The 15,644-nt window shown below is 64.6% G+C and carries 14 protein-coding genes; 8 read left to right on the plus strand and 6 right to left on the minus strand.

The genetic code is table 11. The features are described from left to right. Positions 1 to 7 precede the first annotated feature (7 nt). From B5M41_RS08615 to B5M41_RS08625, 3 genes are all read left to right on the plus strand, one after another. Entirely contained in the window at positions 8 to 1,222 is a 1,215-nt protein-coding gene (locus B5M41_RS08615) for a pyrophosphate--fructose-6-phosphate 1-phosphotransferase (protein WP_134649586.1), read from the plus strand. 68 nt (positions 1,223 to 1,290) lie between these two features. Next, positions 1,291 to 1,920, plus strand: coding sequence for a LysE family translocator (locus tag B5M41_RS08620; protein ID WP_134649587.1), 630 nt, complete (start codon positions 1,291 to 1,293; stop codon positions 1,918 to 1,920). 131 nt (positions 1,921 to 2,051) lie between these two features. Further along, the gene (locus B5M41_RS08625) at positions 2,052 to 2,975 is read left to right on the plus strand and encodes a lytic transglycosylase domain-containing protein (protein ID WP_134649588.1); all 924 of its coding nucleotides are present in this window, start codon (positions 2,052 to 2,054) and stop codon (positions 2,973 to 2,975) included. Positions 2,976 to 3,046: 71 nt separating this feature from the next. Here B5M41_RS08625 and B5M41_RS08630 read toward each other — a convergent pair whose 3' ends face one another. Continuing rightward, positions 3,047 to 3,634: a GNAT family N-acetyltransferase gene (locus B5M41_RS08630; protein ID WP_134649589.1), complete on the minus strand. Its 588-nt coding sequence runs from the start codon at positions 3,632 to 3,634 to the stop codon at positions 3,047 to 3,049. 81 nt (positions 3,635 to 3,715) lie between these two features. On the opposite strand from B5M41_RS08630, the gene B5M41_RS08635 reads away from it, so the two are divergent. Further along, positions 3,716 to 4,117, plus strand: coding sequence for a ketosteroid isomerase-related protein (locus B5M41_RS08635; RefSeq protein WP_134649590.1), 402 nt, complete (start codon positions 3,716 to 3,718; stop codon positions 4,115 to 4,117). Here the strand turns inward: B5M41_RS08635 and B5M41_RS08640 are convergent. Both B5M41_RS08640 and B5M41_RS08645 read right to left on the minus strand, forming a co-directional pair. Beyond that, positions 4,102 to 5,508, minus strand: coding sequence for a serine hydrolase domain-containing protein (locus tag B5M41_RS08640; protein WP_134649591.1), 1,407 nt, complete (start codon positions 5,506 to 5,508; stop codon positions 4,102 to 4,104). The two genes, B5M41_RS08635 and B5M41_RS08640, sit on opposite strands and share 16 nt — an antisense overlap. 72 nt (positions 5,509 to 5,580) lie before the next feature. Beyond that, the gene (locus B5M41_RS08645; protein ID WP_167719113.1) at positions 5,581 to 7,140 is read right to left on the minus strand and encodes a putative bifunctional diguanylate cyclase/phosphodiesterase; all 1,560 of its coding nucleotides are present in this window, start codon (positions 7,138 to 7,140) and stop codon (positions 5,581 to 5,583) included. Positions 7,141 to 7,372: 232 nt separating this feature from the next. Between B5M41_RS08645 and B5M41_RS08650 the strand changes: the two genes are divergently transcribed. The 4 genes from B5M41_RS08650 to B5M41_RS08665 all read left to right on the plus strand — a co-directional run bounded on the left by B5M41_RS08650 (position 7,373) and on the right by B5M41_RS08665 (position 11,372). Next, positions 7,373 to 8,047 (plus strand): outer membrane protein, encoded by a 675-nt coding sequence (locus B5M41_RS08650; protein ID WP_160869519.1) that lies wholly within the window; start codon positions 7,373 to 7,375, stop codon positions 8,045 to 8,047. Positions 8,048 to 8,203: 156 nt separating this feature from the next. After that, on the plus strand, positions 8,204 to 8,983 hold the full coding sequence (locus tag B5M41_RS08655) for a glycoside hydrolase family 25 protein (RefSeq protein WP_134651137.1): 780 nt from the start codon (positions 8,204 to 8,206) through the stop codon (positions 8,981 to 8,983). 141 nt (positions 8,984 to 9,124) lie between these two features. Beyond that, a complete protein-coding gene (locus B5M41_RS08660; protein ID WP_134651139.1) occupies positions 9,125 to 10,321 on the plus strand; it encodes a lytic murein transglycosylase in 1,197 nt (398 codons plus the stop codon). Positions 10,322 to 10,436: 115 nt separating this feature from the next. Then, positions 10,437 to 11,372, plus strand: coding sequence for a DMT family transporter (locus B5M41_RS08665; protein ID WP_134651141.1), 936 nt, complete (start codon positions 10,437 to 10,439; stop codon positions 11,370 to 11,372). Positions 11,373 to 11,855: 483 nt separating this feature from the next. Here the strand turns inward: B5M41_RS08665 and metF are convergent, their stop codons facing one another. From metF to ettA, 3 genes are all read right to left on the minus strand, one after another. After that, positions 11,856 to 12,773: a methylenetetrahydrofolate reductase [NAD(P)H] gene (metF, locus tag B5M41_RS08670; RefSeq protein WP_134651143.1), complete on the minus strand. Its 918-nt coding sequence runs from the start codon at positions 12,771 to 12,773 to the stop codon at positions 11,856 to 11,858. Between the two features lies 1 nt (position 12,774). Next, a complete protein-coding gene (locus B5M41_RS08675; RefSeq protein ID WP_134651145.1) occupies positions 12,775 to 13,782 on the minus strand; it encodes an ArsR/SmtB family transcription factor in 1,008 nt (335 codons plus the stop codon). Positions 13,783 to 13,992: 210 nt separating this feature from the next. Continuing rightward, positions 13,993 to 15,642 carry an energy-dependent translational throttle protein EttA gene (ettA, locus tag B5M41_RS08680; RefSeq protein ID WP_134651147.1) on the minus strand — a complete coding sequence of 550 codons (1,650 nt, stop codon included), beginning with the start codon at positions 15,640 to 15,642 and terminating at the stop codon, positions 13,993 to 13,995. Positions 15,643 to 15,644 lie beyond the last annotated feature (2 nt).

Consider the following 15,644-nt stretch of genomic DNA (forward strand, 5'->3'; position numbering starts at 1 on the left):
AGGAATCATGGCCAAGCAGAAAGTCGCAATGCTGACCGCGGGCGGGCTCGCGCCCTGCCTGTCGTCCGCCGTCGGCGGCCTCATCGAACGCTACAGCGACGTGGCGCCGGATATCGAGCTCATCGCCTACCGCTCCGGTTACCAGGGCCTGCTGCTCGCCGATCGCATCGAGATCACGCCGCAGATGCGCGAGAAGGCCCCTCTCCTGCACCGCTACGGCGGCTCGCCGATCGGCAACAGCCGCGTGAAGCTGACCAACACCGCCGACTGCGTGAAGCGCGGCCTCGTCAGGGAAGGCGAAAATCCGCTGCGCGTTGCCGCCGAACGGCTCGCCAAGGACGGCGTCACCATTCTCCACACGATCGGCGGTGACGACACCAACACGACGGCGGCGGACCTCGCCGCCTATCTCGGCGCCAACGGTTACAATCTCACCGTGGTCGGCCTGCCGAAGACCGTCGACAACGATGTCGTTCCGATCCGCCAGTCGCTCGGCGCCTGGACGGCGGCCGAAGTCGGCGCCGGCTTCTTCGACAATGTCAGCAACGAGCAGAGCGCGGCGCCGAAGACGCTCGTGGTGCACGAAGTGATGGGTCGCCACAGCGGCTGGCTCACCGCCGCGACCGCACGCGCCTATATCCAGAAGACCAGCGCCAACGAATATGTCGACGGCTTCATGATGAATACGCAGATGAAGAACATCGACGGCCTCTACCTGCCGGAAATGGACTTCAACCTGGCCGCTGAGGCCGAGCGCCTGAAATCGATCATGGAGCGCACCGGCTTCGTCACGCTCTTCGTGTCGGAAGGCGCCTGCCTCGACGCCATCGTCGCCGAACGGGAAGCCGCCGGCGAGACCGTCAAGCGTGACGCCTTCGGCCATGTGAAGATCGACACGATCAATGTCGGCAACTGGTTCTCCAAGCAGTTCGCAGCGCTCCTGGGCGCCGAGCGCTCCATGGTGCAGAAGTCGGGCTATTATGCCCGCTCGGCACCGGCCAACCGCGACGATCTTCGCCTGATCCAGAGCATGACCGACCTTGCCGTCGAGAGCGCGCTGAACAAGGTCTCGGGCGTCACCGGCCATGACGAGGGCCAGGGCGGGCGGCTGCGCACCATCGAGTTCCCGCGCATCAAGGGCGGCAAGCACTTCGACACCTCTGCCAAGTGGTTCGGCGAGGTGATGGACGTGATCGGCCAGAAGTGGAAGCCCGCCGCCTAAAACCCGCTTGACGTCCCGAACGGGCGATGGCTTGCTCCCCGGATCGAGATCGATCCGGGGAGTTTTTCATGTCTTTCGAACATTGGCTGGCCTTCGCGGCCGCATCCGCCGTCATGCTGGCCATTCCCGGCCCGACGATCCTGCTGGTCATTTCCTACGCGCTGGGACATGGACGCCGCACTGCGGGCGCCACTGTCGCAGGCGTGGCCCTTGGCGACTTTACCGCCATGACCGCCTCCATGCTCGGTCTCGGCGCGCTGCTTGCCACCTCCGCGGCGATCTTCACCGTGCTCAAATGGATCGGTGCCGCCTATCTTGTCTGGCTCGGCATCAAGTTGTGGCGCGCACCGGTCGCAGCGGGCGCGGATGCCGCAGCACCCGCAGACGAAAAGCCGTTGCGCGTCTTCGCGCACACCTATGTCGTTACCGCGCTCAACCCCAAGAGCATCGTGTTCTTCGTCGCCTTTCTCCCGCAGTTCCTCGATCTTTCCCGGCCCGTCCTGCCGCAGATGGTGATCTTCGAAATCACCTTCCTCGTGCTGGCGACACTCAACGCCTTCACCTATGCGCTGGTGGCTGCGGCCGCCCGCAAAACCATCCGGAAACCCTCCGTCCAGAAGGTCGTCAACCGCACGGGCGGGACGCTGCTCATCGGCGCCGGACTGCTGACGGCAGGCCTCAAGCGGACGTCCGCCTAGGGCTGTTCCGGTCGGGCGGGTTGCCGCATCGCGCCTGATCGGTTAAGAGCGTCTGACGGCCACGGCCGATTGATTTGCAAAAGCAGGGGCGTTCCGGCGCCCCGCATCCCGGCAAACCGAGTACGACGATCATGGCTGATACCCCCGTTTTCCGTTCGGCGCGCATCCCTGCGCTCGCCTGTGCAGGCCTCCTCGTGACGCTCGCCGGCTGCGCCAGCGTCGCCGAAGATGCGACCTCGGCGAAGACCGTGACGCCGACAGCCACGACGACGGAACTTGCCGCCACCGACGGCGCGACGACGGAAGTGGCCTACGCCGTCCTGCCCGTCGCCAAGCCCGGCACGGAAAACACCGCCATGGCGCTGCCGACCCCGATCGCCGTGGCAGGCGTAACGGAAAATGCCCCCGTCTCCGCCCTGACGGAGACGAAAGCGGTAACCGGTGCCGCCGCCGCGACGGCCGCGCTTGCCGGCCAGACGAATGGCGGCGTGATCGCCGTCGCCGACATGCCGCAGGCGACGGATACGGTCATCGGCGTCTCCGTCATGGAACCCGGTTTCGACACGGGTGAGCCGGAAGGCCTGGAACAGCTTGTCGCGACGCACAAGATCGTGCCGCTGGCCAAGCCGACGATCAGCAACGCGGTGCTGACCACGCAGACCGGCCTCGTCGTGCCGCGCGCCGAACAGCCCTTCAGGAAGTCCGGCACGCCGATCGACGACATCATCACCAAATATGCCACCCTCTACGGCATCCCGGAATCGCTCCTGCATCGTGTCGTCAGGCGCGAAAGCACCTACAATCCCAGAGCCTATAACCGCGGCCACTACGGCCTGATGCAGATCAAGTATGCGACGGCCAGGAGCATGGGCTACGAAGGCCCGGCCGAGGGCCTGTTCGACGCCGAAACCAACATCAAATATGCCGGCAAGTACCTTCGCGGCGCCTGGCTGGTCGCCGACGACAAGAATGACGGCGCCGTGCGCCTCTATGCGGCCGGCTACTACTATCACGCCAAGCGCAAGGGCCTGCTTGACGAGACCGGCCTGCGCTAAGCAGCGGCCCTAGAGCATTTCCAGCCGAAGCACGTTCGCTTCGGCGTCGGACAATGCGAAAAAACAAAAAGCTAGAGCGCCGGCTTCAGCCAGAACGTCATGGGCTTTTCGGTCTCCTCGGCCTCGCCGATATCCTGCCAAGACAGCATGGTGCGCAGATCCGCGCGCTTCTCATAGCCACGCTTGCCCCAGAATGCATCGAGCGGCACATAGCCGGCCGGGCGCAGCGGATGATCGGCCGGGCGCTCGACGGCGCAGAAGGCACACCAGTCGAACCGCCCCAGACGCCGCGCATAGGCTTCGCGCTCCTCGAAGAAACGCACGCCGAGCCCCCTGCCCCGATAGCGGTCCAGCAGCACGGATTCACCGAAATAGAACACCGTCTGCGGATCGATGCCCGCATCGATGAACGGCGCCTTGAATTCACCGGACGCATCCGTCATCGGCACGCCCGTCGAAGCGCCCACGATACGGTCCCCGTCGAGCGCCAGCACGAACAGGCTTTCCGGCGATTTCGCATAGGTCGCAAGGTAGGACGCCTCGTAGTCCTCGCTGCCCTCGTAGAGATAGGGAAAGGCGCGGAACACGGCGATGCGCAGGCGGGCAAGGTCGGCGATGTGGGGCGTCACGGCATCGCCATGGACAATCTTGATCTGCATGATACGCGAATGTTCCCAGAGGCTTGAACAGTGCTATAAGTCGGGCGGCTTCGGCCAGGAGATAAAGATATGAGGGATGACATGCCAGCAAAAGAGACAATCCGCGCCTATTACGACGCTTTCAACAGGCAGGACATGGAGGCCTTCTTCGACCTCCTGCATGATGAGGTTGTCCACGATATCAACCAGGGCGGACGTCAGGTCGGCAAGGACGCCTTCCGCGATTTCATGGCGCACATGAACCGCAGCTATCGTGAAACGCTGACCGACATCGTCATCATGTCGAACGAGGACGGCACGCGCGGTGCGGCCGAATTCGTCGTCAACGGCCAGTATCTTGCAACGGACGAGGGCCTGCCGGAAGCCACCGGCCAGACCTATGTGCTGCCCGCCGGCGCCTTCTTCGAGATCCGCGACGGCAAGGTCGCGCGCATCACCAACACCTACAACCTCAACGACTGGATCGCTCAGGTCGGCGGCTGATCCGCCTTAGCGCCCGACGCATCCAGCACATCGAGGATGCGCCTGACCAGCGGCTGGGGCCGATAGCCGAGTTTCGACGGCGTCAGACCCAGCCGGATCACCGCAAGGCCGCGGGCCGGCACGATGGCGGCCGACTGGCCGTCATGCCCAAGCATCCAGAACGAGCCCGGCGGGAGGCCGTATTCCGCGTCGGTCTTTTCGCCCGGCCCCTTCGTCCAGGTCTGCATATGGCTGTAGGCGCCCCGTGAGGCCTCCGTCGGCGTGGCCATGGCGGTCACGAATCCGGCGGGCAGCAGGCGGCTGTCCTTCCAGACCCCGTCGTTCAGCAGCAGAAGCGAGAAGCGCGCCCAGTCGCGCGCCGTGGCGTACATGTAGGACGAGCCGACGAAGATGCCCGTCTCGTCCGGCTCCAGAACCGCGCTCGCCATGCCGAGCGGCGCAAACAGCGCCCGCGACGGAAAGGACAGCGCCTGCGCCCGTCCGCCGGCCGCACTCATCCACAGACGCGACAGCAGCATCGACGTGCCGCTGGAATAGTTGAAGACCTCGCCCGGATTGGCCTGCATCGGCAGCGAGATGACGTAACGCGTCATGTCGGGCTCGAGGAAGAGCATGCGCGTGACATCGGTGACGGAGCCGTAGCTCTCATTGAAGGCAAGCCCGCTTTCCATCGCGAGCAGCTGGGCGATCGTGATGGCGGAGCGCGCATCGCCCTGCCATTCCGGAAACAGGCCTGATATCCGCGGAGACAGCGCGCCCGCCTGCATCAGACGGCCGAGGAGCGCGGCATTGACCGACTTCGCCATGGACCAGCCGAGCAGCGGCGTTTGTGCCGAAAAGCCCGGGCCATAGGTCTCGGCCACGATCCGGCCGTCATGCACGACGATGACCGCCCGCATGCCGGGCCCTGTCAGTTCCGGATCGGCAAGCAGGGCGGCAATGCGCCCGTCCTGCGCCACGCCCTCGCCTTCCGGCCAAGCAATGGCCGGATCGCCCACGGGAATGGAGGCAAGAGCCACATCGGAGACGGCCTGGCGCGCCGCCTGAAAGTCGCCGTCCGGCACGCCCGTGCAGCCGAAGCCCGCATGCCATGCGGCATAGCCGGGTGCGAAAAGGCCGAGAAGCCGGGTCGTCACGGTCTTTTCCTGGAGATCGACGTCCTGCCGCATGAGCTTGAGCAGCGGATGGCCCGGCGCCTGCACGTCCTCGTTCAACACAGCGACCGGGTCGCGGCCGGCGATGAACGCGTTGGAGCAGACGATCTTGGCGGCATAGCCAGAGCCGACGCTGAGCAGTGCCGGCGGCGAAACGATGAGCCAACTCGCCGCGACCGCCATGAACAATGCGAGCGCGGAGATCGTCCAGGCCAGACGCCTGTAGAATCGTCTCATGCAGCCTCTCCTTTCATTGCGGACACAATCAGGATTTGACCGTCATGGAAAGACCTTTCGAAGACGTGACAGTCAGGCCGAAAGCCGGCTTTTCGGCCTCGCAAGGATTGCAGGTACCTCCGATGCGGGCACCGGCGCCGAGATCAGATAGCCTTGCGCCTCGGAAGCACCACGCTGGCGGATGAAGTCGAGCTGCTCCTCCGACTCGATACCCTTCACCGTCGTCGTCACCTGAAAGGCCTGTCCGAGCTTGAGAATGATGTCGACGAGGTCGGCCTCGCGCTTGTTCTCCATCATCGCGCGGGCGAAGGAGCGGTCGACGGTCAACTGGTCGATCGGGAATGTGCGCAGGTTGTTGATCGATGAGAAGCCGAGGCCGAAATCATCGAGCGCGACGCGAACGCCGTGGGCACGCAGCGCGCGAAGCCCCTCGCGGACGGCCATGTCATCGGTCGAAAACACCGATTCCGTCACCTCCACGGTGAGGCGGCCGGGTGCAAGTCCGGTCTCGGCCAGGCAATGCATGACATGATCCACAAACGCCCTGTCGCGGAACTGGGCGCTCGCCACATTGACCACGACACCCGTGGGGGCCGGCCATCCGCTGGCCTGACGGCAGGCTTCGCGCATCACCCAGTTTCCCAGGGGCAGGATGAGGCCTGTCTTCTCCGCGGCGGGGATGAAGGCGTCGGGGACGGTGATCCCCTTCTGCGGGTGCCGCCAGCGCAGCAGCGCCTCGAAGGCGCGGACCGAACCGCTTTCGACGCCGACGATCGGCTGGTATTCGAGGAAGAATTCCTCCGCATCGATTGCCCGGGCGAGATCGCGTTCGATGGCGGCACCCGCCGCGATGTCGGCGGCAAGTGCCGCATCGAAGAAGCGGTAGCTGTTTCCCGGTATGGCCTTGGCCTGGTAGAGCGCGGCGTCCGCTCGTTTCAGCAATTCCGCTGCCGTGCTGCTCCCATCGGCGATCAACGCGACCCCGATACTGCAGCCGCTCGTCACGCGCTTCCCCTTCAGGTCCATCGGCATATCGAAAAGGCGGCAGATGGTGCGGCAGACGTCCTCGATCTTGCCCTGCGAAGGACTACCCGGGATCGTCACGACGAATTCGTCGCCGCCCAGCCGATACACCCGCGCAGCCGGGGAGAGCACGTGCGTCAGCCGGCCGGCAATTGTCGCCAGGAGAAGATCGCCCGCATCGTGACCGAGACTGTCGTTGACGAATTTGAAGCGGTCGAGATCGAGAAGCAGCAGCGCAGCGTGCGCGCCCTTTCCGCTCGCCTCAACGAGGGCCAGGATATCGCGTTCGAGACAGGATCGGTTCGAAAGCCCCGTGAGGCGATCGTGATGGGCCTCATGCGCCAACAGCCGCTCCGTCTGGCGCCGCTGGTTGAGCTCGCGCATCAGCTGCGCCTTGGATCGGCCGATCTGGTAGAATCCCACCCCGAAAAAGACGGGCATCAGCGCCAGCGCCGTCGCGGTCGGCGCCGAAAGGTTGAAGAGGCTTTCCTGCGTCTCGGTTCGGGTGACGTGATCCGCCACCAGGCAGATTGTTGGCAGGAAGGCACCTAAGATCGATCCGGCCAGCGCATAGCGCCGCTCGATCCCTGGCGACAAGGTTTTGAACATCATGCACCCTAAACCGTTGTTATCATGACAACAGACGCGCCCAGCCACATCGAGGCGCATGACGGTTCTAGCCGACAAAGGATGACAGAGTGTTAAGAGTGTATTGGCGTCCGCACCACAAGAATTCACGGGGAGAATTTTTCTCGGAACCAAGCCGGCCGTGAGGCGTTTGGGGGGTGTTGTCATTCGCGTGCGGGGCTTCGCGCGACCATAGAGTGGGAAGGACCCTTACATGAAATCCATGATCCTCGGTGCCGCAGGCATCATCGTTACCGCTGGCGCCCTGCCGGCCTTTGCCGCTGATATGGCGGTCGCCGAACCGCCTGTGGAAACGCCGATCACGGAAGTCGCCGGCGTCTACGATTGGGGCGGCTTTTACGTCGGTGTGAACACCGGCTACGGCTGGACCGGAGCCGATTACTCCTCGGCCGCGACAGGCGCGTCCCTGTTCGACCATGACCTCAACGGTTGGGCCGTCGGCGCCTATGCCGGCTATAACTTCTTCAACAACGGCTTCGTCTACGGTGTCGAAGCCGACGTGAAGCATGATTTCAACGACGACCGCTTCGACGTTGGCGGCGATACGTTCAAGACAGAGACCCTCTGGGGCGGTTCGGTCCGGGCGCGTCTCGGTTACGCCATCGACCGTACGTTGATCTACGGCACGGGCGGTTACGCCTTCACCAACGCCGCCCTGGAAAACGAGACGACCGGCGTTCGGGAAAAGGACACGCTCCATGGCTGGACGATCGGTGCCGGTGTCGAACAGGCCTTCACCGATTCCGTGGTCGGCCGTGTTGAATATCGCTACAGCGACTACGGCAAGTCCGACGTCTTCGACGCGGCGGGCGTGCGCGGCGACTTCAAGACGCACTCCGTCATGGTGGGTGTCAGCATGAAGTTCTGAGGTTGAAGCCGGGGCGACCCGTCGCCCCGGCTTAACGTTCCGCTAACCGTAATTTTACCAGGATATGCGATAGGTCGTTGACCCGTCTCGCGCGCTGCTCTTTACGCTCCGCCCCTTTCGAGGCAGGATCGGTAAACGCGCAACCACGGGACACTCATGCGTCGGTTCATTCTGGCCCTCCTGCCGCTCGCCCTTCTCGCCACAGCCTGCTCCACCACCGACTACGATCTCGGGGTCACCGCGTCCGTTCCACCGCGCTTCGAGGACAAGGATCCGCAGGATTTTGGCGCGCGCAACCCGCATCGCCATGAAGTCCACGGCATCGACGTTTCCAAGTGGAACGGCGATATCGACTGGCGCGCCGCCAAGGCCGGCGGTGTCTCCTTCGCCTTCCTGAAGGCCACCGAAGGCACCGATCGTCTCGACAGCCGCTTCGCCGAGTACTGGCGCGGCGCAAAGGCCGCGGGCGTCGCCCACGCGCCCTACCATTTCTACTATTTCTGCTCGACGGCGGATGCGCAGGCGGATTGGTTCATCGCCAATGTGCCGAAGGAGGCCGTGCACCTTCCGCCGGTGCTGGACGCCGAGTGGAACGCCGCCTCACCGACCTGCAAGCTGCGGCCGCCGGCAGACGAGGTGCGCACGGTGCTGAAACGCTTCATGGATCGTCTCGAAGCCCACTACGGCAAGCGGCCGATCATCTATACGACCGTGGATTTCCACCGCGACAATCTCGTCGGCCATTTCGAAGGCTATCACTTCTGGCTGCGCTCCGTCGCCAACCACCCGGAAAACATCTACCCCGCGCGCAAATGGGCCTTCTGGCAATATACCTCGACCGGCGTCGTGCCCGGCATTTCCGGCAACACCGATATCAACGTCTTCGCCGGTTCCGCGAAGAACTGGAACAAGTGGGTCGCCTCCGTTTCCCGCTGAGCGCGCAACACGCACAATGGAAATCGCGGCAAGCCTGCGGGCTTGCCTTTTTCTTCTTGCTTCCGTCACATTCATCTGAGACAGCCGGCCCTATGTTACAGCCCTATGTTTGAGAAGGGCAGCGCACTCAAGGAGCACCAGATGCGGCAGAACCTGAAGACGACACTCGCGGCGAGCCTGACGGCCTTCCTGCTGGCCGGAGGCGCGCAGGCCCAGACGGCAGCGGCCTGCGGCGGCGATCTCGGCGCCTTCCTGGAGGGCGTGAAGGCCGAAGCGCTCACGCGCGGTGTCTCCGCCGACGTGGCCGACCGCGCGCTTGCCGGCGCCGCCATCGACCAGAAGGTCCTGTCGCGCGACCGCGCGCAGGGCGTCTTCCGCCAGACCTTCCTGGAGTTCTCCAAGCGCACGGTCAGCCAGTCGCGCCTCGATATCGGCCGCAAGAAGCTGAACGACCTTGCGGCCGTGTTCGGCCGCGCCGAGCAGGAATTCGGCGTGCCCGGCCCCGTCATCGCCGCCTTCTGGGCCATGGAAACGGACTTCGGCGCGGTGCAGGGCGATTTCAACACCCGCAACGCACTGGTCACGCTCTCGCATGACTGCCGCCGCCCCGAACTCTTCCGCCCGCAGCTCATCGCCGCCATCGAGATGGTCGGCCACGGCGACCTCGACCCGAACGGCACGACGGGTGCCTGGGCCGGCGAGATCGGCCAGGTGCAGATGCTGCCGAAGGATATCATCGAGTTCGGGGTGGACGGCGACGGCGACAACCACGTCAATGTCAAGCAGAGCGCGCCCGACGCCATCCTGACGGCGGCAAAGTTCATCCAGCATCTCGGCTTCGTGAAGGGGCAGCCCTGGATTCAGGAAGTATCCGTTCCCGATGTCCTGCCCTTCGAGAAGACCGGCCTTCAGCCGGGCATGAAGGCGTCGGACTGGTTCGCCCTCGGCGTGAAGCCGCGCGACGGCGATACCGCCTTCGGCAATCTCGAAGCCTCGCTCGTGCTGCCGCAGGGCCGCAAGGGACCCGCCTTCATCACCTATCCCAACTTCAACATCTACCTCGCCTGGAACCAGTCCTTCATCTACACGACGTCGGCGGCCTATTTCGCCACGCGCCTGGCCGGTGCCCCGCCCTATGAGCGAGGCACGCCCGAGGAAGGCCTGTCCGAAGACGCCATGAAGGAGCTTCAGACGAAGCTCCAGGCCCATGGCCACGATGTCGGCAAGATCGACGGCATTCTCGGCTCCGGCACGCGCGCGGCGATCCAGAAGGAACAGCTGCGCCTCGGCATGCCCGCCGATGGCTGGGCGACGCCCGCGCTGCTGGCCGCACTCTGACGAAATCGGGTGGCGCAGCGCCATCCCTTGCGCTAGGACTTGCAAGACCTGAGCGGCGCTGCCGGCCCATCCCGGCAGCGCCGCTTCGTTCTCGTCCCGGCACCTGGAACAATCGATGGCACAGCAGGCATCAACGGCTTCGACACGCATGTCTGCGGCCACCTGGGGGCTCCTGAGCCTGCTCGGCCTCATCTGGGGCGGCTCGTTCTTCTTCGCGCGCGTCGCGGTGCCCTACGTGCCGCCGGCCACGCTGGTCCTGCTGCGCGTGGCCATCGCCGCCGTCGCCCTGCACATCTACATCGCCGGCCGCTTTTCGATCTACGCCACGCTGCGCGCCCGCTGGCGCTCGTTCCTGCTGCTCGGCCTCATCAACAACGCCGTGCCGCACATGTTGATCTTTCTCGGCCAGACGCAGATCGGCGCCGGCCTCGCCTCCATCCTCAACGCGACGACGCCGATCTTCACCGTGCTGATTGCCAACCGGATGACCGCGGACGAAAAGCTGTCGCCGGCAAAGATCGCCGGGTGCCTGATCGGCCTTGCCGGCACCGCCGTCCTCATCGGCCCGCGTGCGCTCGCACCGTTCACCGGCGACAGCGGCCCGCCGCTCTGGGCCGTCGTCCTGCCCGTGCTCGCCGCCGTGTCCTACGGTTTCGCCGCGACCTACGGCAAGCGTTTCCGCGGCACCGCCCCGCCGGTCATCGCGGCCGGGCAGCTGACGGCCTCCACATTGCTCATGCTGCCGGTCTCGCTCGCCCTCGACGCCCCCTGGCAGCTTCCCCTGCCCCCAACCGGCGCCATCCTCGCCGTTCTGGCGCTGGCGCTCCTTTCCACGGCCTATGGCTACATCCTGTTCTTCCGAATCATGGCGGCGGCCGGCGCGACCAACACCTCTCTCGTCACCCTGCTCGTGCCGCCCAGCGCCATCCTGCTCGGCGCCGTCTTCCTGGGCGAACGGCTGACGCCGCTCGGAATGCTGGGAATGGCGCTGGTCCTGCTCGGCCTCGTGGTTCTCGACGGCCGCCTGCTCGCCCGGTTTCCAAAACGTTAATACCCCCGGGGAACAAAGGGCTTTCAGCACCGTTTTTGCGAAATACGCAGCCCTTCGACGCCACGGTTGCGCCACACTGGTAAATGAACATTGCCGGCATTCGTCATTTGGTAGGGATTGTGAATTTTTTGTGGCGAGTGCTTTTGCGCATAAATTACAATATGTTAGGCCTGTGAATAACCGACTGCCGCAGGACCGATGTTGCATCGCAGCAACAAAACACCTTTTCAATCCGGTTTTTTCGGTCGTAATATCGAACCGTTAACGCAAGGAGGTCGCCATGGGACTCACACATTCCTTGAATGTTCTGATGATCAGTGCAGCATTCCTCTTCGTCGCAACGATGATCTTCATCTGAGGCGATCAAGCGCAACCAGAGCGGCAGGCGACAACAAGAAATCCCTGCCGGAACCTTTTGAAAAAATGCATGGCCCGGAGACGGTGCCATGCATTTTTCGTTTCGGGGAATGAGGCGGCGCTTGCTCAGGCCGCGGCGCCGGCAGCCGGACGGCGGTCGACCTTCGCAAGGCCCACGCCGTCGCAGACCGCGGAGACGAGATTGGCGCGGTTCATCGTGTAGAAATGGAACTCGTCGATGCCCCGCGAAATGAGATCCTCAAGCTGGCGCACGGCAAGTTCGACGGCGACGGCCGTGCGCTCCTGCGGCTTGTCGTCGACAGGCGACAGGCGCTCGGCAAGCCAGGCCGGCACCGTGGCGCCGCACATGCCTGCGAATTTCTGGACCTGCGCCAGATTGTGCACCGGCAGCAGGCCCGGCACGACTGGAATGGTGATGCCCGCCCGGCGCACGCGCTCCAGGTAGTGCTCGAACTGGTCGTTGTCGAAGAAGAACTGCGTCAGCGCGCGCGTGGCGCCCGCATCGACCTTGCGCTTGAGCATGTCGATATCGGCCGCGACATCGGCACTTTGCGGATGCTTTTCCGGATAGGCGGAGACGGAGACTTCGAAATCGGCAAGGCCGCGCAGGCCGGCGACCAGTTCCGCCGCATTGGCATAGCCGCCCGGATGCGGCTGGTAGGCCGTGCCCACGCCGCCCGGCGGATCGCCGCGCAGCGCCACGAAATGCTTGACGCCGATGGCCTGGAACTCCGCAACGACGGCGTTGACCTCTTCCTTCGTCGCGCCGACGCAGGTGAGATGCGAGGCCGCGGGCAGCCCCATCCCGAGCAGATGGCGCACCGTCGCCAGCGTCGGCACCTTGGTGGAGCCGCCGGCACCATAGGTCACCGACAGGAAGGCCGGTTCATAGGCCGAAAGCTGCGTGGCCGTTTCCCAGAGCTGCTTTTCCGCGTCCGCCGTCTTGGGCGGGAAGAACTCGAAAGACAGGCGGATGTCGCTGCGGGACGGCCCGCGGGAGGCATTGTCGGTCGCCTTGGTCATGTCAACTCCTTCTGCGGATGGCGATCTTGCCGGCCGCCGGTTCACGCCGGTCGCGGGCAAGCCATATGGTCACGGTCAGCGCATCGGCGGCCGAATGCGCGGGCTTCAGATCGACGATCTCCTCGACGGCGAGCCCTGCCTTCTCAAGCCAGTCGGCAAGGATCTGGTGCGAGAAACCGAGGCGAATATGGGCATGGTCGTTCCGAAGGTGCTCCAGCCCGTGCGGCGCGAGATCAATGATGGCGAGGCGGCCACCGGGTGCGAGCATGCGCGCCGCTTCCGCGATCGCCGCCTCCGGCTCCTCGAGGAAGTGCAGCACCTGATGGATCGTCACCACATCGAACTCGTCGCGCTCGAGCGGCAGGTTGAAGATATCGCCGTGGCGGATGGACGCCTTGGTGATGCCCGCGCGGTCGAGATTGGCCCGCGCCACCGCCAGCATGTCACGGCTGGCATCCACACCGACGCCGCGCTGGTAGAGCCCTTCGAACAGCTGGAGAATGCGGCCCGTGCCGGTGCCGAGGTCGAGGAAGGCATCGACCGGCTCGGTGCCGATCATCGCGGCAAGCTTCGCCTCCACCTCCGCGTCGCTGACATGGAGGCGACGCATCGCGTCCCAGTCGGCCGCGTTGCGGCTGAAATAGGCCTGCGCCTTGTCGGCCCGCACCTTCTTCAGCACCCGCAGCCGCTCGTCGTCGCGCGCCAGAACCGCGTCCGCCCCATCGGCCGTCTCAAGCAGCTGGCGCGCCAGCGCCACGGCCGCGCCGCCCTGGCTGAGCCGGAAGAAGGCCCATGCCCCCTCCTGATAGCGATCGACAAGCCCGGCTTCGGCGAGAAGCTTCAGGTGACGCGAGATGCGCGGCTGGGACTGGCCGAGAATGTCGGTGAGATCCGTCACGGTCAGGTCGCCATGGGAAAGCAGCGCAAGCAGACGAAGGCGCGTCGGCTCGCCGGCGGCCTTCAGGATCTCCACGATGTCATCAAGTCCGAGTTTCTGCGCGTCGCCCATGGCTTTTCCAATCAAGACATAAAGATATGTTTATGTGATTAACCCGCTGCTTGCAAGAGCCAATCGACAGGAACCTGTCCCGCGCAACCCCGCCCCGCCGTTGATCATCGCAGGACTGGCGGCAAGCCGCCGGGATACCGATCTTCCCATTATCGGCGGCAAAGAAAAACCCCGGCGAACCGGGGTTTTTCAAACGTGGCGGCAGCAGGCTCAGCGCGTCAGGCGCTTGTAGGCCTGGCTGCCCGGATTGAGCGCATCGGGACCGAGGCGGCGGACCTTGTCCTGCTCGTAGTCCTCGAAGTTGCCTTCGAACCACTCGACATGGCCATCCCCTTCGAAGGCGAGGATATGCGTTGCGAGACGGTCGAGGAACATGCGGTCGTGGCTGATGATGATCGCGCAGCCGGCGAAGCTTTCGAGCGCGCTTTCCAGCGCACCCAGCGTTTCCGTATCGAGGTCGTTGGTCGGTTCGTCGAGCAGCAGCACGTTGCCGCCGGCCTTCAGCATCTTGGCGAGGTGTACGCGGTTGCGCTGGCCGCCCGAGAGATTGCCGACCTTCTGCTGCTGGTCACCGCCCTTGAAGTTGAAGGCGCCGCAATAGGCGCGGCTGTTCATGTCGAACTTGCCGAGCTTGATGACTTCCGCCCCGCCGGAGATTTCCTCCCAGACGGTCTTGTTCGGGTCGAGCGTGTCGCGGCTCTGGTCGACATAGCCGAGATGGACGGTGTCGCCGATGCGGATGGACCCCGCATCCGGCTGCTCCTGGCCGGTGATCATCTTGAAAAGCGTCGACTTGCCCGCGCCGTTCGGCCCGATGATGCCGACGATGCCGCCCGGCGGCAGCTTGATCGACAGGTCGTTGATCAGCGTGCGGCCTTCGAAGCCCTTCTTGATGCCTTCCAGCTCGACGACGACGTTGCCGAGGCGCTCGGAGACCGGAATGATGATCTGCGCGTCGCCGGGCCGGATGTTCTCAGCGGCATCGACCAGCTGCTCATAGGCCTTGATACGGGCCTTGGACTTGGCCTGGCGGGCCTTCGGGCTGGAGGCGATCCACTCCTGTTCGCGCGACAGCGCCTTCTGGCGGCCGGCTTCTTCACGCGACTCCTGCTGCATGCGCTTGGCCTTGGCCTGCAGGTAGGCGGAATAGTTGCCCTCGTAGGGAATGCCGCGGCCGCGGTCGAGCTCCAGGATCCAGCCCGTGACGTTGTCGAGGAAGTAGCGGTCGTGGGTGATCATCATCACGGCGCCGGGATAGTCGCGCAGGTGCTTTTCCAGCCACGCGATGGTTTCGGCGTCGAGGTGGTTGGTCGGTTCGTCGAGCAGGAGCAGGTCCGGCTGCGACAGAAGCAGGCGGCAGAGCGCGATGCGGCGGCGTTCACCACCCGACAGCACCGTGACATCGGCATCCTTCGGCGGGCAGCGCAGGGCCTCCATCGCCATCTCGACCTGCTGCTCCAGGTCCCAGAGGTTCTGGCTGTCGATGATGTCCTGCAGCTTGGCGCCCTCGTCCGCCGTCTCGTCGGAATAGTTCATCATCAGTTCGTTGTAGCGGTCGAGCACGGCCTGCTTGTCGGCCACGCCTTCCATCACGTTTTCGAAGGCGGTCTTGGCCGGGTCGAGCTGCGGCTCCTGCTCGAGGTAACCGACGGTCGCGCCCTCGGCGAGCCAGGCTTCGCCGGTATATTCCTTGTCCTTGCCGGCGATGATGCGCAGAACGGTCGACTTACCCGCACCGTTGGGACCGAGGATACCGATCTTGGCATCCGGGTAGAAGGACAGGTTGACGTTCTCGAGGATCTTCTTGGCGCCGTAGGCCTTGTTGAGCCCCGACATGTGATAGATGAATTGACGTGCCATGC

The sequence above is a fragment of the Shinella sumterensis genome (assembly GCF_004514425.2).
Taxonomy (GTDB): Bacteria; Pseudomonadota; Alphaproteobacteria; order Rhizobiales; family Rhizobiaceae; genus Shinella; species Shinella sumterensis.

Bases quoted from the DNA above. Each gene is read 5' to 3' on its own strand.
- B5M41_RS08615 (WP_134649586.1), top strand. From the start codon at position 8: ATGGCCAAGCAGAAAGTCGCAATGCTGACCGCGGGCGGGCTCGCGCCC.
- B5M41_RS08620 (WP_134649587.1), top strand. From the start codon at position 1,291: ATGTCTTTCGAACATTGGCTGGCCTTCGCGGCCGCATCCGCCGTCATG.
- B5M41_RS08625 (WP_134649588.1), top strand. From the start codon at position 2,052: ATGGCTGATACCCCCGTTTTCCGTTCGGCGCGCATCCCTGCGCTCGCC.
- B5M41_RS08630 (WP_134649589.1), bottom strand. From the start codon at position 3,634: ATGCAGATCAAGATTGTCCATGGCGATGCCGTGACGCCCCACATCGCC.
- B5M41_RS08635 (WP_134649590.1), top strand. From the start codon at position 3,716: ATGCCAGCAAAAGAGACAATCCGCGCCTATTACGACGCTTTCAACAGG.
- B5M41_RS08640 (WP_134649591.1), bottom strand. From the start codon at position 5,508: ATGAGACGATTCTACAGGCGTCTGGCCTGGACGATCTCCGCGCTCGCA.
- B5M41_RS08645 (WP_167719113.1), bottom strand. From the start codon at position 7,140: ATGTTCAAAACCTTGTCGCCAGGGATCGAGCGGCGCTATGCGCTGGCC.
- B5M41_RS08650 (WP_160869519.1), top strand. From the start codon at position 7,373: ATGAAATCCATGATCCTCGGTGCCGCAGGCATCATCGTTACCGCTGGC.
- B5M41_RS08655 (WP_134651137.1), top strand. From the start codon at position 8,204: ATGCGTCGGTTCATTCTGGCCCTCCTGCCGCTCGCCCTTCTCGCCACA.
- B5M41_RS08660 (WP_134651139.1), top strand. From the start codon at position 9,125: ATGCGGCAGAACCTGAAGACGACACTCGCGGCGAGCCTGACGGCCTTC.
- B5M41_RS08665 (WP_134651141.1), top strand. From the start codon at position 10,437: ATGGCACAGCAGGCATCAACGGCTTCGACACGCATGTCTGCGGCCACC.
- metF (WP_134651143.1), bottom strand. From the start codon at position 12,773: ATGACCAAGGCGACCGACAATGCCTCCCGCGGGCCGTCCCGCAGCGAC.
- B5M41_RS08675 (WP_134651145.1), bottom strand. From the start codon at position 13,782: ATGGGCGACGCGCAGAAACTCGGACTTGATGACATCGTGGAGATCCTG.
- ettA (WP_134651147.1), bottom strand. From the start codon at position 15,642: ATGGCACGTCAATTCATCTATCACATGTCGGGGCTCAACAAGGCCTAC.